Genomic DNA, 21690 nt, shown 5'->3' with positions numbered 1-21690 from the left:
CTTTCTCCTCCTATTAGCCTACAATTTCTTCCACAGATTTGCCGCGCAGTCTTGCAAATTCTTCCGGTGTCTTCAAAGAAGTTAAACCGGCAAGTGTTGCCAGAACAACGTTTGTCTTGTTGTTGGAACCTAAAGACTTGGTACGGATATTCTTGATTCCTGCCATTTCCAGTACGGAACGTGCGGGACCTCCGGCGATAACACCGGTACCTTCAGGAGCTCTCTTTAACAGAACAGCTGCACTTCCGAATTTACCAATAAAATCATGTGGGATACTCTTATTCTCATCTACTGGAATCTCTACCAGATTCTTAATTGCGGCTTCTTTACCTTTGCGGATCGCTTCCGGAACCTCGCCTGCCTTGCCTAAACCAGCACCGACATGGCCGTTACCGTCACCTACTACTACCAGAGCGGAAAATCTCATGGTACGTCCACCTTTAACAGTCTTGGATACTCTCTTGATCGCAACTACCTTGTCATTCAGTTCCATCTGACTGGCATCAATAATTGTACGCTTCATGCTTGTTCTCCTCTCTTAGAAATCCAGACCAGCCTCGCGGGCTGCATCTGCTAATACCTGAATTTTGCCCTGATATATAAAGCCGCCTCTATCGAAAACAACTTCCTTGATACCTTTTTCAAGGGCTCTCTTTGCGATTACTGTACCTACATATGCTGCAGCTGCCTTGTCATTGGTCTTCTCCAGTTCAGCGTTAACTTCCTTCTCAACTGTAGAAGCAGCAACTAAAGTGTTACCAACCGTATCGTCGATAATTTGAGCATACATATGATTATTACTTCTGAACACTGCCAGACGCGGTCTCTCTGCTGTGCCAGCAAAACGGTTACGCATTCTATTGTGTTTCTTTACGCGAACTTCGCTTCTTGACTGTTTGTTAACCATTTTTACACTCTCCTTAATTATTTCTTACCAGTCTTACCAACTTTACGTCTGATAACCTCGTCAGCATACTTGATACCCTTGCCCTTGTATGGCTCAGGCCTTCTCTTGTCTCTGATTTCAGCAGCGTATTGGCCAACTTTTTCTTTATTGATACCTTTAACAGTGATCTTGTTCTGTCCCTCTAAGACGGTCTCGATGCCTTCAGGATCTTCCATCTCTACCGGATGGGAGTAGCCCAGGTTCAGAGTAAGCTTCTTGCCCTGCTTTGCAGCTCTGTAACCAACACCGTTTACTTCCAGAACCTTCTCATAGCCCTCTGTAACACCATGGATCATGTTGTTTACCAGGGTTCTGGTCAGACCATGTAAAGATTTCATTTTCTTTAAATCGTTTGGTCTGCTTACGATAATCTGTCCATCTTTCTGCTCGATGGTCATCTCTACTGGGAGATCTCTCTCCAATGTTCCCTTTGGACCTTTTACAGTCACTTTATTTCCTTCTGCGATTGTAACAGTTACACCTGCCGGAACCGCAACTGGCATTCTACCGATACGTGACATGCCTTTACCTCCTACTTAAATTCTCGGAAGGAACTGTGCGTTCCTTCTGTTTTCAGTCGCACGCATTGAGCACTGAGCGCCCGTACATTAGGCGCTTACATGCGAAAGTGCTTCGTGATACTTAACAGGGGCTTTCCCGGTTAGTATCATCGAAGTTTCCATAGTTACCAAACAAATGCCAGAACCTCGCCGCCAACACCTAACTGACGTGCTTCCTTATCGGTGATCACACCCTGGTTGGTGGAAATGATTGCGGTACCAAGTCCGCCCAGCACCTTGGGAAGCTCTTCCTTGTTTGCGTACACACGCAGACCAGGCTTGGAGATTCTCTTGATACCGGAAATAATTTTCTCGTTCTTATCTTTACCGTACTTTAAGGTGATTCTGATGGATGCAAAACCGCCGTCCTCTACCATGTCGTACTTTGCAACATAACCCTCTTTTACCAGAATATCAGCAATAGCTAATTTCATCTTGGATGAAGGTACGTCTACTGTATCATGTTTTGCAGTGTTTGCATTACGGATTCTTGTAAGCATATCTGCAATCGGATCGCTCATTGTCATTTTAAAATGCCTCCTTCCTCTTTCTCTCTATCTTACCAGCTAGCTTTCTTAACGCCAGGAATCTGACCCTTGTATGCTAACTCACGGAAACAAATACGGCAGATTCCGTACTTTCTTAAGTAAGCATGTGGACGGCCACAGATCCTGCAGCGGTTGTACTCTCTGGAAGAGAATTTAGCCGGACGCTGCTGTTTAATCTTCATTGAAGTCTTAGCCATGAAAGTTTCCTCCTAACTATTTTGCAAACGGCATATTGAATAATGTCAAAAGTTCACGAGCTTCTTCGTCAGTCTTAGCGGTGGTAACGAAGATGATATCCATACCTCTTACCTTGTCAACTTTGTCGTACTCAATCTCAGGGAAGATCAGCTGCTCTTTGATACCGAGCGCATAGTTTCCTCTGCCATCAAATGCGTTAGGGTTAACACCTCTAAAGTCACGTACACGGGGCAGTGCCAGGTTTACCAGGCGGTCCAGGAATTCATACATTCTCTCGCCGCGCAGTGTTACCTTGCAGCCGATTGCCATGCCTTCACGGAGTTTGAAGTTAGCGATGGACTTCTTAGCCTTGGTGGTAATAGCCTTCTGTCCGGAGATGATTTCCAGATCTCTTACAGCTGAATCCAGGACCTTGGCATTTTCCTTTGCTTCGCCTACGCCCATGTTGATAACGATCTTATCCAGCTTCGGCACCTGCATAACGTTCTTATATCCAAATTTCTTCATCAGCGCGTCTACCATTTCGCTCTGATACTGTTCTTTTAATCTAGCCAACGTTTTTTTCCTCCTCTCCTGAATTAATCAATCACTTTGCCAGTTGTCTTTGCAACACGAACCTTCTTGCCGTCTTTTACATCAAAGCCGACTCTGGTTGCCTTGCCGTCAACTACCAGCATTACATTGGAGATATCAATGGGAGCTTCCTGATTTACGATGCCGCCCTGCGGATTACCGGGAGCCTGTTTTGTGTGCTTGGTAATCATATTGCAGCCCTGTACCAGGACTTTATTCTTCTTTGTGTCAACAGAGATCACTTTACCCTGCTTATCTTTATCTTTACCTGCGATTACAACTACTAAGTCGTCTTTTTTGATTTTATGCACAGTGGACACCCCCTTATAATACTTCTGGAGCTAAGGAGACAATCTTCATGAACTGTTTGTCTCTTAATTCTCTTGCTACAGGCCCAAAGATACGAGTTCCTCTTGGAGTCTTGTCATCCTTAATAATTACAGCTGCGTTCTCATCAAACTTGATATAAGAACCGTCTTTACGGCGAGCGCCCTTTTTGGAGCGTACCACAACAGCCTTTACAACATCGCCCTTCTTTACAACACCACCAGGTGTTGCATCTTTGACGGAAGCAACGATGATATCACCGATATTTGCATATCTTCTGGTTGAACCACCTAATACACGGATGCAGAGAAGTTCTTTTGCACCGGTATTGTCGGCAACTTTAAGTCTTGTTTCCTGCTGAACCATACCTGTTACTCCTTCCTCATCTCAATTATCTTGCTTTCTCGATAACTTCAACAAGTCTCCATCTCTTATCCTTGGACAGTGGTCTTGTTTCCATTACTTTTACTGTATCACCGATACCGCATTCATTCTTCTCGTCATGAGCTTTTAACTTAACGGTCTTCTTTACGATCTTACCGATCAGTGGGTGCTTAATGTGATCCTCGATTGCTACAACAATGGTTTTATCCATTTTATTGCTAACCACTTTACCGGTACGGGTTTTTCTCAAATTTCTTTCCACGGTAGATTCTATCTCCTTTCCCATTTTGTTCACCTTTGCATTTATCGTGAACAACCTTCACACCAGGTTTGACAATACCTTACCAGGCGCTTACAGTCAAGCATTAGCCTTCTCAGTGATAACAGTCTGGATCCTTGCGATGTTCTTGCGGACTTCCTTGATCCTGGAGGTGTTATCCAGCTGATTGGTTGCATTCTGGAATCTCAAATTGAACAGTTCCTTCTTCGCAGCTACTAACTCTTCATTCAGCTCGTTTGCTGACTTATTCATTAATTCTTCTACAAACTTATTAGTTTTCACTGTTATCACCGCCTTCTAAATCTGCTTTAGAAACAATCTTACACTTGCATGGCAGCTTGTGCATAGCAAGACGCAGAGCTTCTCTAGCTGTTTCCTCTGGTACACCAGCGATTTCAAATAATACACGGCCTGGCTTTACAACTGCTACCCAGTACTCCAGAGCGCCTTTACCGGAACCCATACGGGTTTCTGCTGGCTTTGCTGTTACAGGTTTATCCGGGAAAATCTTAATCCAGACCTTACCACCACGCTTAATGTAACGGGTCATGGCAACACGGGCTGCCTCGATCTGGTTTGACTTGATCCAACATGGTTCGGTAGAGACTAAACCGTACTCACCGTTAGAGATCGTATTGCCTCTTAATGCTTTGCCGGCCATAGAACCACGGAACTGTTTACGACGCTTAACTCTCTTAGGCATTAACATTATTTATCGCTCCCTTCCTTGTTTCCTTTAGTAGGAAGTACTTCGCCCTTGTAGATCCAAACCTTAACGCCAATCTTGCCGTAGGTTGTATCTGCTTCTGCGAAACCATAGTCAATATCTGCTCTTAATGTCTGAAGCGGGATAGTACCCTCGCTGTAGAACTCGGTACGTGCCATATCAGCACCGCCCAGGCGGCCTGCAACAGCAGTCTTGATACCCTTAACGCCAGCCTTCATGGTTCTGCCCATGGTGGACTTCATAGCACGGCGGAAGGAAACACGGTTCTCTAACTGTCCTGCGATAGACTCGGCAACCAGCTGAGCATCCCTGTCAGGACGCTTGATTTCCTTGATGTCTACGAACAGCTTCTTGTCAGTGAGCTTCTGAACTTCTTTCTTTAACTTCTCGATTTCAGAGCCGCCCTTACCGATCACCACACCTGGCTTAGCAGTATAGATGATAATCTTTACCCTGTCAGATGCACGCTCAATTTCGATCTTGGAAATACCGGCACTGAACAGTCTCTTCTTCAGGAACTTTCTAATATTGTAATCTTCAACCAGGCAGTCAGCAAAATCAGCTTCTGCATACCACTTGGAATCCCAGTCTTTAATAACACCGACTCTTAAGCCGTGTGGATTAACTTTCTGTCCCATATTTGCCTCCTATCTCTCATTCAGAACAACAGTGATGTGGCTCATTCTCTTCTCGATCCTGTAAGCACGTCCCTGGGCTCTCGGTCTAACTCTCTTCATGGTTGGTCCCTGGTTTGCGTAGCACTCTTCTACGTAAAGCTTTGCGGGATCCATTCCGTTATTGTTCTCAGCATTTGCTGCTGCTGATTCCAGTAACTTCTTAACTAAGCTGGAAGCATATCTGGGATTGTAAGTTACAATACCAAGTGCGGTCTGTAAATCTTTGCCTCTGATGGCATCTAATACGAAACAAGCCTTCTGGACAGACACTCTGGCGTAAGACAGTGTTGCGCTGGGTCTTGTGTCCTTATTGGCATTTCTCTCTCTCTTGACTTGGGATCTATGTCCTTTTGCCATTGGTAAAACCTCCTTTCAATTTACCCGTGAATTACTTTCTCATGCCGGATTTTTTCTCGTCTTTTCCGTGACCTCTATAGGTCCTGGTTGCTACGAATTCGCCCAGTTTATGTCCTACCATATCTTCGGTAACATATACCGGAACGTGTTTCCTACCGTCATGAACTGCAATTGTATGACCAACCATCTGTGGGAAGATTGTAGAACGGCGGGACCAGGTCTTAATTACCTGCTTCTGTCCTGCTGCATTCATAGCGTCTACTTTCTTTAACAGATGCGCATCTGCAAATGGTCCTTTTTTCAGTGAACGAGCCATGTGTTCTTAACCTCCTTTAACTATTTGATGGTTCTGCCATCACGTCTTCTTACGATCAACTTGTTAGACTGCTTGTTTTTCTTTCTGGTCTTCAGACCCAGAGCAGGCTTGCCCCATGGTGTACAAGGACCAGGACGGCCGATACCGCACTTTCCTTCACCACCACCGTGTGGATGGTCATTGGGGTTCATTACGGAACCGCGGACTGTAGGTCTGAAACCCATGTTGCGCTTCCTACCAGCTTTACCAATGTTGATCAGGGAGTGTTCACCATTGCCAACAACACCGATGGTTGCACGGCAGATGATCGGAACCATTCTCATTTCACCTGAGGGTAAACGTAAGGTGGCATACTTGCCTTCCTTAGCCATAAGCTGCGCTCCGTTACCTGCGGAACGAACCAGCTGGCCGCCCTTACCTGGATATAATTCAATATTGTGCACCTGTGTACCAACCGGGATGTGATACAGCGGCATACAGTTGCCAAGCTTTGCCTCTGCCGTATCGCCGCTCATAACCTTCATTCCATCAGTTAAGCCCTGTGGAGCCAGGATATAAGACTTGGTACCGTCTGCATAGCAGATCAGCGCGATATTGGCGGTTCTGTTGGGATCGTACTCGATACCGATAACGGTTGCCGGGATACCATCCTTGCTGTTTCTCTTAAAATCAATAATTCTGTATTTTCTTCTGCTGCCGCCGCCTCTGTGACGAACAGTGATCTTACCCTGATTGTTACGACCAGCGTTCTTGTTCAGGGATACTACCAGAGATTTCTCTGGGGTGTCCTTGGTGATTTCCTTGAAATCAGAACCGGTCATATGTCTTCTGGAAGGTGTATAAGCATTATACTTCTTAATTCCCATGACATTTTACTCCTTTTCGTTTTCTTTTCACGGCATACGTTTCTGGGTTCGGGATATCTGGGATGTCCCGGCTGCCGTATAAGTTCTCCGGCCGGACGGATCCGGCGGGTGGGTCAGATTACAGCCCCTGGAAGATCTCGATCTCCTTGCTGTCCTCTGTCAGCTTAACAATTGCTTTCTTGGAAGCAGCTGTCCTGCCGAAAGTGGTTCCTCTTCTCTTAACCTTACCGTCACAGTTCATAGTGTTTACGGAAGCAACCTTGGTGCCCGGGAACATCTTCTCAACTGCTTCTTTGATCATAGCCTTATTTGCATCAACGTGTACCATGAAAGTATACTTTCTATCTGACATGGCGTTCATGCTCTTCTCAGTGATAACTGGTTTTAAAATGACGTCATAATACTTAATGTCTGCCATTATGCGTACACCTCCTCGATGGATGCGACAGCAGCCTTGGTAGCTACTACTGTGTTGTACTTCAGAATGTCGTATACATTGATGGAGTTAACCTGTGCAGTCTTAACGTCTGCAATGTTCCTTGCGGATAATACTGCATTCTGATCATTGTCAGCCAGAACTACCAGCGCCTTGGATACCTTCAGGTTATCCATTACGTTCTGGAACTTCTTGGTCTTAATCTCATCTAACTTCAGCTCATCCAGTACGATGAACTTGTTGTCCTGAACACGGCTTGTAAGAGCGGACTTAAGAGCAGCTCTCTTCTCCTTCTTGTTCAGTCTGATCGTGTAATCCCTTGGTGTTGGAGCGAATACTACGCCGCCGCCCTTCCACTGAGGAGATCTGGTTGAACCCTGTCTTGCATGACCGGTTCCTTTCTGTCTCCACGGTTTTCTACCGCCGCCGGAAACCTCAGAACGTGTCTTTGCTTTCTGTGTTCCCTGACGCTTATTAGCAAGCTGTGCAACAACTGCAAGATGTACCAGGTGCTCGTTAACTTCTACGCCGAACACGGCATCGTTCAGTTCTAATGTGCCAACTTCTTTACCTTCCATATTGTAAACAGATACGTTTGCCATCTGTGTGTTCCTCCTTTCCTATAAAAGCTTACCTTTCAACCTTAACGGTTTCTCTGATTGTAACCAGGCTCTTCTTAGGTCCTGGTACTGCGCCCTTAACCAGAATCAGGTTATTGTCGGTATCAACCTTAACAACCTCCAGGTTCTGAACGGTGATCTGCTTGTTGCCCATGTGACCTGGCATACCTTTGCCCTTGAATACGCGGCCTGGTGTAGTAGCGGAACCGTTGGAACCCTGATGACGATGGAACTTGGAACCATGAGCCATGGGTCCTCTGTGCTGTCCATATCTCTTGATGGCGCCCTGGAAGCCTTTACCCTTGGAAATAGCGGTAGCATCAATCTTATCGCCAGCAGCGAAGATGTCTGCCTTGATCTCATCTTTTACAGAATACTCTTCTGCATTCTCAAATTTGAATTCCCTTACATATCTCTTATAGGAAACTCCGGCCTTATCAAAGTGGCCTTTCTGCGGCTTGTTAACCAGTTTTTCTCTCTTGTCAACGAAACCAACCTGTACTGCTTTGTAACCATCGTTCTCAGCAGTCTTAACCTGTGTTACCACACAAGGTCCTGCCTGAAGCACGGTTACCGGAACTAAAGCACCATTCTCATTGAAGATCTGGGTCATTCCGACTTTTGTTGCTAAAATCGCTTTCTTCATTGTCTTACCTCCTGTTTCATGATCTACAGCGGAATGCTTTCGCATTCATCCTAGAACAGTCTAACTATACGTGGAACACTATGAACCTGCCCGTAAGCCTTCCCTTGCTGACGCCCGGGGGACGGGTGCGGTATGTTGATTCCTCAACAGGAAATGCAGTGTTGCTTCTATAATTTAAACCCTTCAGGATATAAACATTTTCCCTTGAAAACAAATATTATTTTGTTTTCATCTTGATGTCGATGTACACACCAGCCGGCATTTCCAGTCTGGACAGTGCATCAACTGTCTTCTGGCTTGGAGCAGTGATGTCGATCAGTCTCTTGTGAGTTCTCTGCTCGAACTGCTCTCTGGAATCTTTGTACTTATGAACAGCACGCAGAATGGTTACTACCTCTTTCTTGGTTGGTAACGGTACCGGTCCGCTCACCTGTGATCCTGTCTTCTTTACAGTCTCGATGATTTTGCCGGCGGACTGATCTACTAACTGATGATCATAAGCCTTTAAAGTGATTCTCATTACTTGACTTGCCATAAAAAAAGTCGCCTCCTTTTCGCACTTCTAAACCAAGTACGACAAGCGGTGACTGTACACGTTTCCGTGTGTGTCCCAACGGAACTCCACACTGATTCTGCCATTTATCCTGCAGTTTCTTTAATTGGTACAGTGACTTGTCGCCAGTTTCCTAACTTGACATTCGCTCCACGGAAAACCCGCCTCACTTTGTGGGCGGCAACCTCTCGCTTCAACGCTATCATGCCACAGCCTTGTTATGATAGCATACATCTCCATTAAATGCAAGTACTTTTTTATTTTTTTCTGCATAGTTATCTGCATTGCTATTTATGATACTGATTCAATGACCAACGGGCCAAAAAGAAAAGACCTCTGTTATACCAGAAGTCTTTCCCAATGATCCATGTTTTAATCCTCAGTGCAATAGGGTTCCATGGGTTCTGTTACATAGGAATCAATATCCGTATCTTCATCCGCTGATGTCAGCTGCCCGCTGGCATTGGTAACAAACTTTACCCCGTCACTGTTCTTTACCTTTGTGCTCTTCATAACTTTGCCGGAGGAATTGACCACATAGTTCTTATTATCCACCCGGTAGCACACGTACTTCTGGCCGTCCGTGGCCTTCTGGAGCTTTCCTTTATAATATAGGTAGTTATCCTTCACGCCATTGTACCCGCGGCCGTTATCCGCAAAGTAAAAATCCGACTTATTGCCATCGTCCTCCGTGACCTTTATCTTACCCTTCTGCACGCAGCTCTTGTTCTTGTCACCGAAATAGAAGGTGGTCCAGTCATCATCCCCGGAACCCGTATAAACCTTTTTAAGTCCGTAAACCGGGTTGCCCAGGTGGTTAAACAGATAGGATTTACCGTTCAGTTTCACGATATCATTGGTGGTCAGCCGCTCTGTATCGGCAGCCCTTGGCTTGCCGCTGTTTGTAAAATAAAACCACTCCACATCACCGTCATAGCCTTCCAGGTCATCCGGGGGTTCTATGGAGTACCAGCCGATCCTGGCCTTTCCGTCAGCGCCGAAATACATGTAATCCTCAATGGAATCATTGGAGGAGGAACGCACATTCTTCCAGCCTGTCTGCATGGCTCCAGTCTCATCAAAGCAATAATATGTACCGTCTATCTTACGCGCCGTGTAATCTCCGTCCGAACTGTCCGGTGCGAATTTCTTGCCGCTGGAGGAAAAATAGTACCAATACCTTCCATCATCATCCGTTACACTGTCGATCCCGGGTGTGACGCGGTCCCTGTTGTCATCATCCTCATCCGGGGGTTCCAGCTTCTGCCATCCTGTCCGCATAACGCCGTCCGTTCCCGTGTAGTACATATCATCCAGGATCCAGCCCAGCTCCATACGTCCGTCCCCGTCAAAATGATACCACTTGTTATCGATCTTTTTCCAGGCATCGGACATCATCTTCCCGCTGCTTCCAAAATAGTACCACTCGTACTCACCGTCATCATTGGTCAGTTTCAACCACTTGTCAGTGAGTATGATACCATTGCTGTCAACATAATAATCGGAATCAACCCAGGCGCTAGTGGCCATATTGCCTTCACCGTCCAGATAACGCCACTGGTTGTCCGCCCCCTTTTTCCATGCATTATATACGCGGTTTCCATTGGAATCATAGTAAACCCAGCTGCTCCCGGACTGGGCCCAACCTTCCGCCGCCATGGCAGAAATCGTAGCCGTACCCAAAGACAGCACCGCTGCCAGCACCCACACTGCCACTGTATGTTTCTTCATATGCTCAGCTCCTCTTCCCATCTGCACTCGCCCATGCTGAAGCCATTCACGTAGTATGAGACTCCTGCAATCCTAACCTATATTGTATCAAGGCTCCCGTAATTATTCAACCTTATTTATCTTTCAATTTGTTTACGATAGACTGTATTTTTTCTTTTTTATCATAAACTTGACGTTTACACACAATTTAGACTATACTCTGTATTATAATACTTCATCCAGGCAGTAACCCTGCGGCCGGGATGATGCAATCTGCTACTTATCACATCAGATATTGAGGAAATGAGGTTTTTATAATTATGTGGCTTGCCGACAAATGGAATGATTACGAAGTCATAGACTGCTCCAATGGTGAAAAGCTGGAGCGCTGGGGCAATTACCTGCTGGTCCGTCCTGATCCGCAGGTCATCTGGGATACAGTTAAGACCCACAAGGGCTGGAAGCACATGAACGGCCATTATCACCGCAGCAGCAAAGGCGGCGGTGAGTGGGAATTCTTCGACCTGCCGGAGCAGTGGTCCATTGGATATAATGGCCTTACATTTAATCTGAAGCCCTTCAGCTTTAAGCATACAGGGCTGTTTCCGGAACAGGCAGCCAACTGGGACTGGTTTGGGGATAAGATCAAACAGGCGGGAAGGCCCATAAAAGTGCTGAACCTGTTTGCCTACACTGGAGGCGCCACACTGGCAGCCGCAAAAGCAGGAGCCAGCGTTACCCATGTGGATGCATCCAAAGGCATGGTGGCATGGGCCAAGGAAAATGCCGCCTCCTCCGGCCTGGCGGACGCCCCTGTGCGCTGGATCGTGGATGACTGCGTAAAATTTGTGGAACGGGAGATCCGCAGAGGCAACCACTATGACGCGGTCATAATGGATCCTCCCTCTTACGGGCGCGGCCCCAAGGGTGAGATCTGGAAAATTGAGGATGCCATCCATCCTCTGGTAAAGCTGTGCGTGCAGCTTCTTTCAGACAAGCCCCTGTTCTTTTTGATCAACTCATACACCACGGGCCTGGCCCCCTCCGTGCTGAGCTACATGCTGGGAGTGGAAGTGATTCCCCGCTTTGGCGGTACGGTCAATGCCCAGGAGGTGGGCCTTCCCGTAACCCAGTCAGGACTGGTGCTCCCATGCGGGGCTTCCGGGCGCTGGGAGGCGTAGGTTTCCGATTGCTTCATTGTACCTAAAAGCGCGGGCGCGCCGGAACGTGAAATGCCTGATACCCATCCTTCGATGGGCTCAGGCATTTTTTATTTTTATCAATCTGTTACTGGTCTAATCTTCCAGCAGGCGGGCCACATCCAGTTTTCCCCACCCCTGCTGGTTATGGGGCAGGCCCAGGTTCACGGCCCGTTCACGGATGCGCAGCTTCACATCCTTGTTGCTCATTTCCGGGTACTTTTCCAGTAAAAGTGCAATGGCGCCGGATACCAGAGGTGTTGACATGCTGGTTCCTGACTTTGAGAAATACCGGCCGGGCTCATTGCAGCAGCTGACGATCCCCGACCCGGGAGCCACAATATCCGGCTTGCAGATACATGCCAAAGTGGGACCGCGGCCGGAATAATCCACCATCCGGCTTCCCATCACTTCCACTTCCTTATGGTCATCGGAGCATCCCACTGTGATAACCTTGCGGCTGATCCCCGGTGTGGTAATGGTCATACGGCCCGGACCATGGTTGCCGGCTGCCACTACCACAACCAGCCCATCATCCCAGGCCGCATTGACTCCCCTCACCAATATGGAGTTCTCCGTCATATCACGTCTGGAAAGGGAGCCCACTGAAATGTTCACAATGCGGATGCCGTACTCCTGCATGTGCTCCCTGATCCATTTTAATCCTGCCAGTACATCCGAGGCATATCCATTTCCCTTGTGATCCAGTACCTTTACAGATATCAGACTGCATCCAGGCGCCACCCCTCTGTACTTTCCTTCCGAGGAAGCGCCGCTCCCTCCTATCATAGCTGATATATGAGTCCCGTGCCCGTTGTCGTCATAGGGCTGCGGCCTCTGGTTTACATAATCAGCAAAGACTGTTACTCTATCCTTAAAATCCTCATGGAGATAAACGCCGGTGTCCAGGACTGCAACACCAACCCCTTTCCCCGTGATTCCCATGGAATATACGATGTCACAATTTATGTCTTCTCTTGCCTGATTCACATCACGATATTCTCCTTTTTTTATTAGGATATTCCGGGAAAATGAATTGCGTTCCACTGCGCCGCCCGCAGTCCCGGGAAAATACCGTTGTGAAAAGGAAAATTAATTTTATAGATCCATGGGTGTTTAAAAGACTGCCTCCACAACCTCCTGCCGGTCCACATCAATGACACCATATGAGTTGATCCTCAGTTTAGGTATCACCGGCAGGCTTACAAAGGCAAGTGTCATAAAGGCATCAATGTCTTCGCTGATCCCCAGCTTCCTTGTCTGTTCCTTCAGTTTCTCAAGCTGAGATTCCACCTCATACACGGAAGCCTGGGTCATGATGCCGCCGATGGGAAGGGCCAGCTCCCCTGTCACCTGTCCGTCCACCGCCACGGCAAGGCCGCCTTTATTCTTTCTCACGGCATTGGCTGCCAGAACCATATCCCTGTCATTGGTACCTATGACAATAAGATTGTGGGAATCATGGGCCACGCTGGTGGCCACTGCACCTTTCTTCAGTCCATATCCTCCAATAAAGCCAATGCCGGTATGACCTGTATGTAAATGGCGCTCAAAGACAGCTGCCTTTACAATGTCTTCATTCAGATCCACTCCCTGTGCCCTGTGCCCCTGCGCCGCGGCAGTATCGTCATCCGGCCATGGCAGGATCCTCTCTTGTGTGAGCAGCTCATGGGGTTTAAACTGGATCACACGCTGCATGGTTCCCTTCTTTTCCAGCTCCAGGTCCTTTAATGTAATTTCATCCAGATGGAAGGAATCAAATACCCTTGGGAATGCAGATGCCAGTTCCCGGCTTTTGTCCTCCTTTTCCTGAATGCATACGCCCTTTTCCGCTGCCAGTTTCCCGTCTTTATACACGGCCAGCACACGGAAATCTTTTAAATCCTCCAGCACTGCCAGGTCTGCCCGCAGTCCGGGCATGACGGCCCCTCTGTCCTTTAAGCCAAAGTACCTGGCGCTGTGGAGCGTCCCCATCTTAATGGCCTTTATGGGATCCGCCCCCAGTGAAACAGCCTTGCGTATGATATAGTCAATATGCCCCATGGAGATCAGATCACCGGGGTGTTTGTCGTCCGTGACCAGCATGCAGCGCTCATAATAAGGGGCGGCAAACAATGGCATCAGCGCCTCCAGGTTCCTGGCCGCGGTCCCCTCCCTTATCATGATGTACTGGCCTCTGCCAAGCTTTTTCAGCGCCTCATCAATATCTGAACACTCATGGTCCGAGAGCACCCCGGCGCACACATAAGCATTCAGCCCATTTCCCTCCAAAAACGGAGCATGGCCGTCTATCACCATTCCCCTGCTGCCGGCATCACTGAGTTTCCCCATCAAGTCATCCATTCCGGCAACCACTCCCAGGGAGTTCATCACCTCCGCAAGGCCCAGCACACGCGGGTTGTCGTAGTAAGGCTTTAGATCCTCCGGTCCCAGAACAGCCCCCGACTCATCCAAAGCCGTGGCCGGAACACAGGAGGGCATCATGATAAACACATCCAGATCCAGGTCTTTGGTGGTCTCCAGCATATAGTCGATCCCCTGGCAGCCGGCCACATTGCCGATCTCATGGGGATCCGCTATGACAGCCGTGGTGCCGTGAGGCAGGACCGCCTTCTCAAATTCAGGAGGTGACACCATGGCGCTTTCAATATGTATATGACCGTCAATAAAGCCGGGGCAGATGTACCGGCCCGACAGGTCCACATTGTGCTCCCCCTCATAATCCCCTATGCCAGCTATGTATCCGTCCTCAATGGCGATATCAGCCACCTCGGTCTTTTCCGTAAAAACATTCACAACCGTCCCGCCTTTTAATACCAGGGATGCCTTGCGCCTGCCTGATGCCACATCCATCATTTTCCTTAAATCCCCATATAGGTCCACAAAAAACTACCTCCTTTTATTCATCCGTGTACCCTCCGAGTCTCCGGCACCCAGATTTGCGAGTTGATTCTTGTCAGCCGCAAAGCCGGGTTCCGGGGAGACTTTGAGAGTACATCCGCCCCAATGTAGTTGATATCATAATACTATAATATGATGGAAAGTACAATATTCTGCAATTTTTTTACATTATTAGGAATGAAACACTTGTATTTCCAATTTATCGTGCTATAATATTCTCATGGAAGTATAGCTCAGCTGGGATGAGCGTTCGCCTCACACGCGAAAGGTCATGGGTTCGAGCCCCATTACTTCCACTGATAAAAAACCCACGTAATTGCGAAAAACAACGTAATTACGTGGGTTTTTGATTGCATGAAAAAGCACATATATGCCGTATTTGGCATAGAAATTCCGCATATGTATCACACGGTATCACACGAAGTATCACACGAAAACGGCGGAACCGTTCATTCGGCTCCGCCCATTACATATAATCATACGGAGTTCTCCTCCGCGCTTCTGTCTTTCTTGGCATGGCAGCTTCTGCGTCCTCCAGGGTCTTATACAGCCTGCTCCCCGACAGCCTAATGCCCTTTCCCTGCCCGTATTTAACAATATAGTTTCCACCAGCGCAGGATCGGATCGTGCCCTCCACCACATGACGGTTGCTCTCCAGAAAATAACACGTGTCTCCAGTCTTAAACATTACCGCACTTCCTTATTATATCTTGCTCCACTCCATTGGTATGGTGTTCCATTGCCCATCATACCAGTGCAACATTGGTTTATCGTTCTGGCTTGCTAAGATCTGGTTTGCTAAAAAGTCCCCAGCCGGTCCGCAGATTAACAATTCTCCTGCACAGTTCTCTGCTGTCTCCCAGCCATCCGGGAGGGTGATCTCAACTTCATCACTTGTAACTGCCAAACCGGCAGCATTGGATGCTGTAAAAACAGTCTCTTTTTCATGGGCCAATACACCGTAGTTTGCAAATCCTTTAAATTTATTCATCTTTCCCCTCCATTCCAGATTGGCATACTATCTATGATAGCTTCCGAATCTCTACAGATCTTACCATTATCGTTTTCGTAAACTGGTACATCATCAATGATAATCCGTAATACATTTTGCTTTTTCCAGTATTTACCTATCTTCTTTTTTCCAACCGGTCGCCGGATCTCGTCACCGGTTGGAATGATGATAGTCTCATCCTCATAGTCAGTCATGTCCAGCCTGACTTCATCAAATACTGCATCTGGATTATATGCAGTCTGACTGTACCCAGCAGGGCAACCCTTCTTATATTCCGAATTTGCAAAATCTAAAATCATATTTGCCAGATCCATGGTAAATTCTGGACCGTGCGAATCCCTCACGTTAAATCCCCAGCATGTCCCATCCTCTGCGCATACTGTAGCGTGGTATGCTCCCTTATTGCCCAAAATATTTGTATTGCTCATCCCTTGTACCCCTCAATCTATTTTGACTTTTTAACAAGTTCTGTGATATACTATTAATTGAATCGGGGGAGCGGTGGCAAGCCCGCCCTCCCTTGGTTCTTGTCCTGTCCCTTATGGGACTTTTTTAATCTTCTATATCTTTCTGTGTGTCATCAATGAGGTCATCTAAAAGCTTTTCCGCTTTATCATATTGTTTGTTCTTAAGTGCTTCCCTTACATCTTTTAGGTCTCTTATCAGTCTCCTTAAATAACTTTTAAATACTGGCATTTGGTCATCCATTTCCTTTCCTCCTTGTATTCGCTAAGGACCCTGCCTTCCTTAACTATCTTAATTATAAACCATTTTTGGTTTATTGTCAATGCTTTTTAAACTTTTTTTGGTTTATTATTTCCCACATACTTTATGATGTTTCCAGGCTGCATATCAAGTAATTCGCATATCCTATCCAATGTCTTGATCCCAACCATTTCTCCTTTTCGTATCTTCTGCATTGATGACTGACCAATCAAGTTCTCTCGCAGGATACGTGTTGTGTTATAGCCAGCTTCATCCAGACTCTCTATCACATTTATTTTATAAACAAACATACAGCACCTCCTATAAATAGAGTATATCTTCTTAGTTATATATTGTCAATAAAAATAAACCAAAAAAAGTTTAATTTTCTATTGACATTAAACCATATTTGGTTTATACTGTAATCAGAAGTTAAGAGAACGGCAAACAAGCAAAATAGAAAAGGAGGCATAACATGACAAAATCAAAAGCACAGAAGCGATTAGCCAGAGCCAAAGAGGATTTACAATATTTAAGAGAAGCTTATGTTGATGCATTGAGAAACGCAAATCTCAAAAGATTAGACACAGTTAGCGTAGGTGGTCATAATTATTTTGCAGAAAAGATTGCAGACTTAACCAATGAGATGGCAGAGATAAAGACCAGGATAGCAAAATTAGAGAGAATAGCTTTATAAGGGAGGATAATTAAAATGGAAGAAAATGAACGGACTAATCAAATGTGGCAGGAAATGTGGAAAGAATTTGATGAATTAACTGGTTGGCGTGACATTGATTTTGAAGCAAATATTATAAGGAGGAATCAAAATGACCAGAGAAATGATGAACAGAATTAAGGAAAGAAAACAGAGAGCAGCGGAACTTGTTCAGTATGCAAATCCTAAAAGCAGGAAACGTCCAACTATGGAACGCATAATAGAAATCATGGAGTGGCATATCCCATATTGCGGAGAAAAACCCGTTATTACAGATATTAGCGTTACAGAATATCACAAAAATAGCATAATCGAAATAGCATATTTTAAAGTAAACACAGCGGATGGCAGGACTTTTGAAATCACAGCTTATAAAAACTTAAAAGGAAGAACGCCAGAAGAGAAAGAAGCCGATAGAACTGCAACCTTTCCCAGCGGATTATTTACAATATTTTATAAAGAAATAATAAAATAAAACCACCCGTCCCCTGGCGGTTTCCAGGGGAGAAAGGATATCATGACAAGAAGAAATAAACGGAGATACATATGGGCATATATTGACGGCCAGAAATTGGTGGAGGTTATCCAGGCAGCATTGGATAACAACATGATGGTGGATGACATGAAAAGGATCCTGATTCAGGAAAATCCGGGTCATGAGATTACATTTAAGGTCAAATAGTATGAGCGGTTTGCCGCTTTCCCTCCCCCGCTTCCAGGCGGTCTTTCCCAACCGCCTTACCATCTTTATTAGTCTTTGAAAAACTCAGCGTAATCCACATTAAAGATCTCTTTTAGAAGCTTCAGGTCACTGGCTTTAATATTCCGCCTGCAACTTTCTATATTGGCAAGCGTGCTCCGGGACATGGTGCTTCCTTTGAGTTGCAGCTGTGCTACAACTTCCGCTTGCGTCATCCCTTTAGCCATTCTGATATTTTGTATGTTCCGGCCCAGCGGAATATCCTGCAAAATCATCATGATCCTACCCTCCTTGTTTTGCCACTCATTAGTAACATTATGGTATTGAGTATATCCAGAATATGTGTTAACATTGCCACTAGATAGAAACAATCGTATGCATGTAGAAGGGGGATATATGGATAAGATTACAAAGTTGCTATGGGCATCAGGAATCATAACAGACGAGCAGTTTTTAAATAGGCTTAAGCCATCTGAATATCAGAAATTGAAAAGGCTTTTATATCCTACAGACGAGGAGCTGCAGACACAAATAGAAAAGATACTACAACAGATTGACCTGGAAAACAACAGCGAGGAATAATCCCCGCTGTCTTTTTATTATTCCGCCAGCCCCGGCCACCGCAGCGCCCCGTCCTGATCGGGCGTCAACACCACCGGATCCATGGACAACTTGCCGTCCTGGTCCAGGTAATACCACTTTCCGCCGCTGGCCTGCAGCCCCTTTACCATAGCCCCATCAGCCCCCAAGTAATACCAATCACCCTTGTACTGATACCAGGTGTTGATCACCATGCGACCGGCGCCGTCAAACCAATACCACTTACCGTCTGTATCCAGATACCAGCTATTGCGGACACAATCTCCTGTGTTGCCCAGGTAAAAGCTTCGGGATCCATCTTCGTTCTGTCTCCATCCTGATAATTTAGGTTCCTCCGGCTCCATCACTGCATCATCCTGTATGTATCGCTTCACAGCCACCAGACCCTTCCTCCAGCCCCCAGATGCCCAGGAGTTATACCGGCTCTTGCAGTAGGCCGCCAGGTCTTTGTAGGACGGTCTGCCTGATCCATGTCCGCAGATGATACCATCTCCACAGTACATCTCCACGTGGCCGATCCGCTTTGGCCTGCTGGCATCCGTACCGGCAAACAGCAGCATGTCCCCTGGTCGTAACCGGGACGTGTCAGGGATGCCCTGGGCTATGTCTGCATCCACTGTGGTCAGTTTGGTAGAGTTGTACATGCCTGCGGTGTTTGTGATCCCGAAGCCTTGCCCTGCCTGCTGATAAGCGTAGCAGATGGAGCTGCTGCAATCACTGTAATAGTTGCCGTCCTTGTATGCCTTATAGCAGTAATCCCGTAAGGACTGGCTGTATATGTTGCGGCCTATGATCTCTGCATACTTGTCGATCACGGCCTGTCTCCTTAATAATGCTGTCATGTCGTACCTCCTCTAATTTCATTTATCTGTGCCATGATATCCGCGATCACCGCCTTAGTATCCTGCACATACTCCACCGCCACGTCTGGTTCCGGCCCTCCGGCAGTGATGGTGATGTGGGTGGTGCCGGTAAAGGTGGTAAGGGCGTTTAGGGCGGATTGGGTTGCGGCTGGGAGGTCTGTCTCCACTGGGGTATCCAGATAGGTAACTATCTTAAGTGGATGAGATGCAAGATGGGCTTTCCAAGCAGCAAGGCCCTTGTCATCAGCTTCCGCATTATAAAAGCTATTGTTCATAACATACAGATCTACACTTCCGTATGTTGGGCTTGATCCCAGCCAGATCTGATTTATTACCCCTTCTGTTTCCCCAGGCGTAACCGTACCCTGGTTGCATAGTCCGGGCCTTGCACGCATCTTCTCAGGCAGTCCGCCTAATGCGTAGAAGCCGGAAGTGGTCGGTCTGGACCATGATCGTACTCGCCAATCTTCGCTCCCATCAAATGTCAGCTCCACGCACCGGTCAATGCGTTTAGTCATAGTGATCCTGTCCCTGTACTCCCCGATACCATGTAGTGGGGCTGTTAGTTGGATAGTTGCGGTTTTGGATTGATTATCATCTCCCAACACCGTCACTGCCGTAACATCTGTACCCACAATCTCTTGCGGATAATCTGGGCTGGGGGAGGGTTGACCTCCGGTGTAAGGTTCCCAAGTCCCATCACCATCCTGATATAACATAGGGTAATATGTCCCCGGAGTAATAGTCCGAGAAGAAGGGCCATACAACATATACTGCAAATACACGCCTTCCGTGTTTAGCATATCCTCTGTTATTGTTTTTGTCTGATTTTCAGATAGCTCAAGCAAAGTTGCTGAAGAGCTATTGATTAATTTTATAGACAATTTCGGTACGGTGGCTTCGGACTTGAGCATAATGTTTCCAGGCTTTAACATACTTATGTCAGTTATCTTTACGGTCTCATAAAAACTGGACGTTAAATCCCCGGAACCAGAAATCCTATATCCTCCATCAGCTGTACCCACGACTGTTGCCCCGCCTGCTGTTAATACCGGTATCTTACTGGCATCAAACAACTGTGCCCCGGTCGTGGTAAACTGATCACTCTTGCCCGCAACCCCCAGGTCAGGTATCGGCGTCCCCCACGCATCCCCCACTGTAACCCGCCCAGTACCGGATGCAGAGCCGATCAGGACATTGGCATACTTAAGATCAGTCTCGCGCTTATTGTAGCCCACAAATGTCTCTTTTTGGCTCTCCACGTAGTCCTTATTCTCTGCCAGGGCCTTTGCGGATGCATCCGCAGACTGTGCTGCTGCCGTGGCTGATCCAGCAGCCGCAGTCTTGCTGGCCTGGGCATCATTGGCGTATCCCTGGGCAGTGGATACCTTACCCTCCATCTGCGCCACGAATTGCTCATACCAGGACGGGTCCGGTTCCGGGATCCCCCCGCCTATCTCCAGGCCGTCATGGATGGTGTATGTTGCCGGCAGGGTTTTCCAGACGGTCCGATCTCCCACGCTGTTGGTGCCGGTTGCATAGATCATCATCTGTATTGCTTCCGGCTGCTGCGTTGCCTGTCCCGGTATCATCCAGCACATCCTGACGTAATTGTCCGACCATGATACATTACAGGGTACGCCGTCACTGCCACCATAGACGGTCTGATAGTGGATGTACAGGTTCTGCTTGGTCAGATCCATTGCATCATCATATCTGGGCAGCTGGAAGCCCACAAACTGGGCGTTCTGCTCACCCCGGACTGATACCTGGTCATTAAAATCTGCAATGCGCTTGTTGGTGACCGGGACATACTCCGGCTCCGCGTACATGGTGTAGGATGGATAGTTATTATCTTTGGTCCATGTCTCATCCCCAGCTGCATAAGCCTGTCTTGTAAGGATCTCGTCTACTGTTGCCATGCCTGTCCACTCCCTTTCTCCTGCCTGATGGTGATCAAGTTGGTTGTTATCCGCTGCCCATTCTCGCGCTGTCCCACCACTCCGATTTTAAACTCATCACAAGGTGTTATCTCGTCTGGCACAATGCAGGATCCATCCCTGATCAGCGTGGCTACTTCACGGTCCTGCAAGCGGGGATAAAAAGCTGCCACCCGGACCGTGTCGTCCCAGTCTGGCCCAAACTCAAACGCCACCTGGAGATACCCGGATGTCCCCGCGATAATGTTGCTAAAATCACAGCCAGGAGCCCTTGTTAACTCCTGGCCGGATACTCTAAATCTTAGTGTCCTCATAGCATTGCCTTTCTGCC

At 47.1% G+C, this 21690-nt stretch carries 37 protein-coding genes and 1 tRNA gene; 7 read left to right on the top strand and 31 right to left on the bottom strand.

Annotated features, from left to right (window positions below; translation table 11 throughout):
- Nucleotides 1-13: 13 nt before the first annotated feature.
- The 20 genes from rpsE to CLFS41_RS24745 all read right to left on the bottom strand — a co-directional run bounded on the left by rpsE (nt 14) and on the right by CLFS41_RS24745 (nt 10745).
- Nucleotides 14-523, bottom strand: coding sequence for a 30S ribosomal protein S5 (rpsE, locus tag CLFS41_RS24840; RefSeq protein WP_002566497.1), 510 nt, complete (start codon nt 521-523; stop codon nt 14-16).
- Between the two features lie 15 nt (nt 524-538).
- Entirely contained in the window at nt 539-907 is a 369-nt protein-coding gene (rplR, locus tag CLFS41_RS24835) for a 50S ribosomal protein L18 (RefSeq protein ID WP_007869311.1), read from the bottom strand.
- A gap of 17 nt (nt 908-924) precedes the next feature.
- On the bottom strand, nt 925-1467 hold the full coding sequence (rplF, locus tag CLFS41_RS24830; protein ID WP_007869315.1) for a 50S ribosomal protein L6: 543 nt from the start codon (nt 1465-1467) through the stop codon (nt 925-927).
- Nucleotides 1468-1631: 164 nt separating this feature from the next.
- Nucleotides 1632-2033, bottom strand: a complete 402-nt coding sequence (gene rpsH / locus CLFS41_RS24825; RefSeq protein WP_007869317.1) for a 30S ribosomal protein S8 — start codon at nt 2031-2033, stop codon at nt 1632-1634.
- 32 nt (nt 2034-2065) lie between these two features.
- Nucleotides 2066-2251 (bottom strand): type Z 30S ribosomal protein S14, encoded by a 186-nt coding sequence (locus CLFS41_RS24820; protein ID WP_002604691.1) that lies wholly within the window; start codon nt 2249-2251, stop codon nt 2066-2068.
- Between the two features lie 16 nt (nt 2252-2267).
- Nucleotides 2268-2807: a 50S ribosomal protein L5 gene (rplE, locus tag CLFS41_RS24815; protein WP_007869322.1), complete on the bottom strand. Its 540-nt coding sequence runs from the start codon at nt 2805-2807 to the stop codon at nt 2268-2270.
- A gap of 23 nt (nt 2808-2830) precedes the next feature.
- Complete coding sequence (gene rplX, locus CLFS41_RS24810) at nt 2831-3136, bottom strand: 50S ribosomal protein L24 (protein WP_007869324.1); 306 nt, start codon at nt 3134-3136, stop codon at nt 2831-2833.
- 13 nt (nt 3137-3149) lie between these two features.
- Complete coding sequence (gene rplN / locus CLFS41_RS24805) at nt 3150-3518, bottom strand: 50S ribosomal protein L14 (protein ID WP_007869326.1); 369 nt, start codon at nt 3516-3518, stop codon at nt 3150-3152.
- A gap of 25 nt (nt 3519-3543) precedes the next feature.
- Entirely contained in the window at nt 3544-3822 is a 279-nt protein-coding gene (gene rpsQ, locus CLFS41_RS24800) for a 30S ribosomal protein S17 (RefSeq protein WP_007869327.1), read from the bottom strand.
- 72 nt (nt 3823-3894) lie between these two features.
- Nucleotides 3895-4098, bottom strand: coding sequence for a 50S ribosomal protein L29 (gene rpmC / locus CLFS41_RS24795; RefSeq protein ID WP_007869329.1), 204 nt, complete (start codon nt 4096-4098; stop codon nt 3895-3897).
- Nucleotides 4088-4525 carry a 50S ribosomal protein L16 gene (gene rplP, locus CLFS41_RS24790; protein WP_002566507.1) on the bottom strand — a complete coding sequence of 146 codons (438 nt, stop codon included), beginning with the start codon at nt 4523-4525 and terminating at the stop codon, nt 4088-4090. The genes rpmC and rplP overlap by 11 nt, the downstream gene beginning before the upstream one ends.
- On the bottom strand, nt 4525-5181 hold the full coding sequence (gene rpsC / locus CLFS41_RS24785) for a 30S ribosomal protein S3 (RefSeq protein ID WP_007869332.1): 657 nt from the start codon (nt 5179-5181) through the stop codon (nt 4525-4527). Before rpsC ends, rplP begins: the two co-directional genes overlap by 1 nt.
- Before the next feature lie 9 nt (nt 5182-5190).
- Entirely contained in the window at nt 5191-5577 is a 387-nt protein-coding gene (gene rplV, locus CLFS41_RS24780; RefSeq protein ID WP_007869335.1) for a 50S ribosomal protein L22, read from the bottom strand.
- Between the two features lie 31 nt (nt 5578-5608).
- The gene (rpsS, locus tag CLFS41_RS24775; protein ID WP_007869338.1) at nt 5609-5893 is read right to left on the bottom strand and encodes a 30S ribosomal protein S19; all 285 of its coding nucleotides are present in this window, start codon (nt 5891-5893) and stop codon (nt 5609-5611) included.
- Nucleotides 5894-5913: 20 nt separating this feature from the next.
- Nucleotides 5914-6759: a 50S ribosomal protein L2 gene (rplB, locus tag CLFS41_RS24770; protein ID WP_007869341.1), complete on the bottom strand. Its 846-nt coding sequence runs from the start codon at nt 6757-6759 to the stop codon at nt 5914-5916.
- A 118-nt stretch (nt 6760-6877) separates the two neighbouring features.
- Nucleotides 6878-7177, bottom strand: a complete 300-nt coding sequence (gene rplW / locus CLFS41_RS24765; RefSeq protein WP_007869344.1) for a 50S ribosomal protein L23 — start codon at nt 7175-7177, stop codon at nt 6878-6880.
- Nucleotides 7177-7797 carry a 50S ribosomal protein L4 gene (gene rplD / locus CLFS41_RS24760; RefSeq protein WP_007869345.1) on the bottom strand — a complete coding sequence of 207 codons (621 nt, stop codon included), beginning with the start codon at nt 7795-7797 and terminating at the stop codon, nt 7177-7179. The genes rplW and rplD overlap by 1 nt, the downstream gene beginning before the upstream one ends.
- Before the next feature lie 28 nt (nt 7798-7825).
- Nucleotides 7826-8461 (bottom strand): 50S ribosomal protein L3, encoded by a 636-nt coding sequence (gene rplC / locus CLFS41_RS24755; protein ID WP_007869348.1) that lies wholly within the window; start codon nt 8459-8461, stop codon nt 7826-7828.
- 217 nt (nt 8462-8678) lie between these two features.
- Nucleotides 8679-8996: a 30S ribosomal protein S10 gene (gene rpsJ / locus CLFS41_RS24750; protein ID WP_002566515.1), complete on the bottom strand. Its 318-nt coding sequence runs from the start codon at nt 8994-8996 to the stop codon at nt 8679-8681.
- Between the two features lie 390 nt (nt 8997-9386).
- Nucleotides 9387-10745: a cell wall-binding protein gene (locus tag CLFS41_RS24745; RefSeq protein ID WP_007869358.1), complete on the bottom strand. Its 1359-nt coding sequence runs from the start codon at nt 10743-10745 to the stop codon at nt 9387-9389.
- A gap of 299 nt (nt 10746-11044) precedes the next feature.
- On the opposite strand from CLFS41_RS24745, the gene CLFS41_RS24740 reads away from it, so the two are divergent.
- Nucleotides 11045-11905 carry a class I SAM-dependent methyltransferase gene (locus CLFS41_RS24740; RefSeq protein WP_045093829.1) on the top strand — a complete coding sequence of 287 codons (861 nt, stop codon included), beginning with the start codon at nt 11045-11047 and terminating at the stop codon, nt 11903-11905.
- A gap of 114 nt (nt 11906-12019) precedes the next feature.
- Here the strand turns inward: CLFS41_RS24740 and CLFS41_RS24735 are convergent, their stop codons facing one another.
- Nucleotides 12020-12913, bottom strand: a complete 894-nt coding sequence (locus CLFS41_RS24735) for a S8 family peptidase (RefSeq protein WP_045093828.1) — start codon at nt 12911-12913, stop codon at nt 12020-12022.
- 126 nt (nt 12914-13039) lie between these two features.
- Nucleotides 13040-14779, bottom strand: a complete 1740-nt coding sequence (ade, locus tag CLFS41_RS24730) for an adenine deaminase (RefSeq protein ID WP_045093831.1) — start codon at nt 14777-14779, stop codon at nt 13040-13042.
- 267 nt (nt 14780-15046) lie between these two features.
- Between ade and CLFS41_RS24725 the strand changes: the two genes are divergently transcribed.
- Nucleotides 15047-15120 (top strand) — tRNA-Val (locus CLFS41_RS24725).
- A 170-nt stretch (nt 15121-15290) separates the two neighbouring features.
- On the opposite strand, the gene CLFS41_RS24720 is transcribed toward CLFS41_RS24725, so the two are convergent.
- The 5 genes from CLFS41_RS24720 to CLFS41_RS24705 all read right to left on the bottom strand — a co-directional run bounded on the left by CLFS41_RS24720 (nt 15291) and on the right by CLFS41_RS24705 (nt 16852).
- Complete coding sequence (locus tag CLFS41_RS24720; protein WP_045093827.1) at nt 15291-15512, bottom strand: hypothetical protein; 222 nt, start codon at nt 15510-15512, stop codon at nt 15291-15293.
- Between the two features lie 15 nt (nt 15513-15527).
- Entirely contained in the window at nt 15528-15815 is a 288-nt protein-coding gene (locus tag CLFS41_RS24715; RefSeq protein WP_045093826.1) for a hypothetical protein, read from the bottom strand.
- Nucleotides 15812-16264 (bottom strand): hypothetical protein, encoded by a 453-nt coding sequence (locus CLFS41_RS24710; protein ID WP_045093825.1) that lies wholly within the window; start codon nt 16262-16264, stop codon nt 15812-15814. The genes CLFS41_RS24715 and CLFS41_RS24710 overlap by 4 nt, the downstream gene beginning before the upstream one ends.
- 124 nt (nt 16265-16388) lie before the next feature.
- Nucleotides 16389-16544 (bottom strand): hypothetical protein, encoded by a 156-nt coding sequence (locus CLFS41_RS30290; RefSeq protein WP_162531739.1) that lies wholly within the window; start codon nt 16542-16544, stop codon nt 16389-16391.
- A gap of 86 nt (nt 16545-16630) precedes the next feature.
- On the bottom strand, nt 16631-16852 hold the full coding sequence (locus tag CLFS41_RS24705) for a helix-turn-helix domain-containing protein (RefSeq protein ID WP_045093824.1): 222 nt from the start codon (nt 16850-16852) through the stop codon (nt 16631-16633).
- A 164-nt stretch (nt 16853-17016) separates the two neighbouring features.
- On the opposite strand from CLFS41_RS24705, the gene CLFS41_RS24700 reads away from it, so the two are divergent.
- The 4 genes from CLFS41_RS24700 to CLFS41_RS30500 are packed head-to-tail and all read left to right on the top strand — an operon-like array spanning nt 17017 to nt 17938.
- On the top strand, nt 17017-17238 hold the full coding sequence (locus CLFS41_RS24700; RefSeq protein ID WP_045093823.1) for a hypothetical protein: 222 nt from the start codon (nt 17017-17019) through the stop codon (nt 17236-17238).
- 15 nt (nt 17239-17253) lie between these two features.
- Nucleotides 17254-17397 carry a hypothetical protein gene (locus CLFS41_RS30165; protein WP_161797509.1) on the top strand — a complete coding sequence of 48 codons (144 nt, stop codon included), beginning with the start codon at nt 17254-17256 and terminating at the stop codon, nt 17395-17397.
- On the top strand, nt 17369-17731 hold the full coding sequence (locus CLFS41_RS24695; protein WP_045093822.1) for a hypothetical protein: 363 nt from the start codon (nt 17369-17371) through the stop codon (nt 17729-17731). The genes CLFS41_RS30165 and CLFS41_RS24695 overlap by 29 nt, the downstream gene beginning before the upstream one ends.
- Nucleotides 17732-17773: 42 nt before the next feature.
- Nucleotides 17774-17938 carry a hypothetical protein gene (locus CLFS41_RS30500; protein WP_200895112.1) on the top strand — a complete coding sequence of 55 codons (165 nt, stop codon included), beginning with the start codon at nt 17774-17776 and terminating at the stop codon, nt 17936-17938.
- A gap of 68 nt (nt 17939-18006) precedes the next feature.
- On the opposite strand, the gene CLFS41_RS24690 is transcribed toward CLFS41_RS30500, so the two are convergent.
- Nucleotides 18007-18234, bottom strand: a complete 228-nt coding sequence (locus CLFS41_RS24690; RefSeq protein WP_045093821.1) for a helix-turn-helix transcriptional regulator — start codon at nt 18232-18234, stop codon at nt 18007-18009.
- A 118-nt stretch (nt 18235-18352) separates the two neighbouring features.
- Between CLFS41_RS24690 and CLFS41_RS24685 the strand changes: the two genes are divergently transcribed.
- Nucleotides 18353-18538 carry a hypothetical protein gene (locus tag CLFS41_RS24685; RefSeq protein WP_045093820.1) on the top strand — a complete coding sequence of 62 codons (186 nt, stop codon included), beginning with the start codon at nt 18353-18355 and terminating at the stop codon, nt 18536-18538.
- A gap of 17 nt (nt 18539-18555) precedes the next feature.
- Here the strand turns inward: CLFS41_RS24685 and CLFS41_RS24680 are convergent, their stop codons facing one another.
- The 3 genes from CLFS41_RS24680 to CLFS41_RS24670 all read right to left on the bottom strand — a co-directional run.
- Nucleotides 18556-19398 (bottom strand): NlpC/P60 family protein, encoded by an 843-nt coding sequence (locus tag CLFS41_RS24680; protein ID WP_045093819.1) that lies wholly within the window; start codon nt 19396-19398, stop codon nt 18556-18558.
- On the bottom strand, nt 19395-21341 hold the full coding sequence (locus CLFS41_RS30865) for a hypothetical protein (RefSeq protein WP_045093818.1): 1947 nt from the start codon (nt 21339-21341) through the stop codon (nt 19395-19397). The genes CLFS41_RS24680 and CLFS41_RS30865 overlap by 4 nt, the downstream gene beginning before the upstream one ends.
- A partial coding sequence (locus CLFS41_RS24670; protein WP_242856911.1) for a hypothetical protein occupies nt 21329-21690 on the bottom strand: 362 nt, incomplete at its 5' end. The genes CLFS41_RS24670 and CLFS41_RS30865, both read right to left, overlap by 13 nt.

This window comes from Clostridium sp. FS41 (assembly GCF_000954015.1).
Classification (GTDB): domain Bacteria; phylum Bacillota; class Clostridia; order Lachnospirales; family Lachnospiraceae; genus Enterocloster; species Enterocloster citroniae.
Note: the sequence above shows the minus strand (reverse complement) of the source record. Positions and strands in the feature narration are given on the sequence as shown.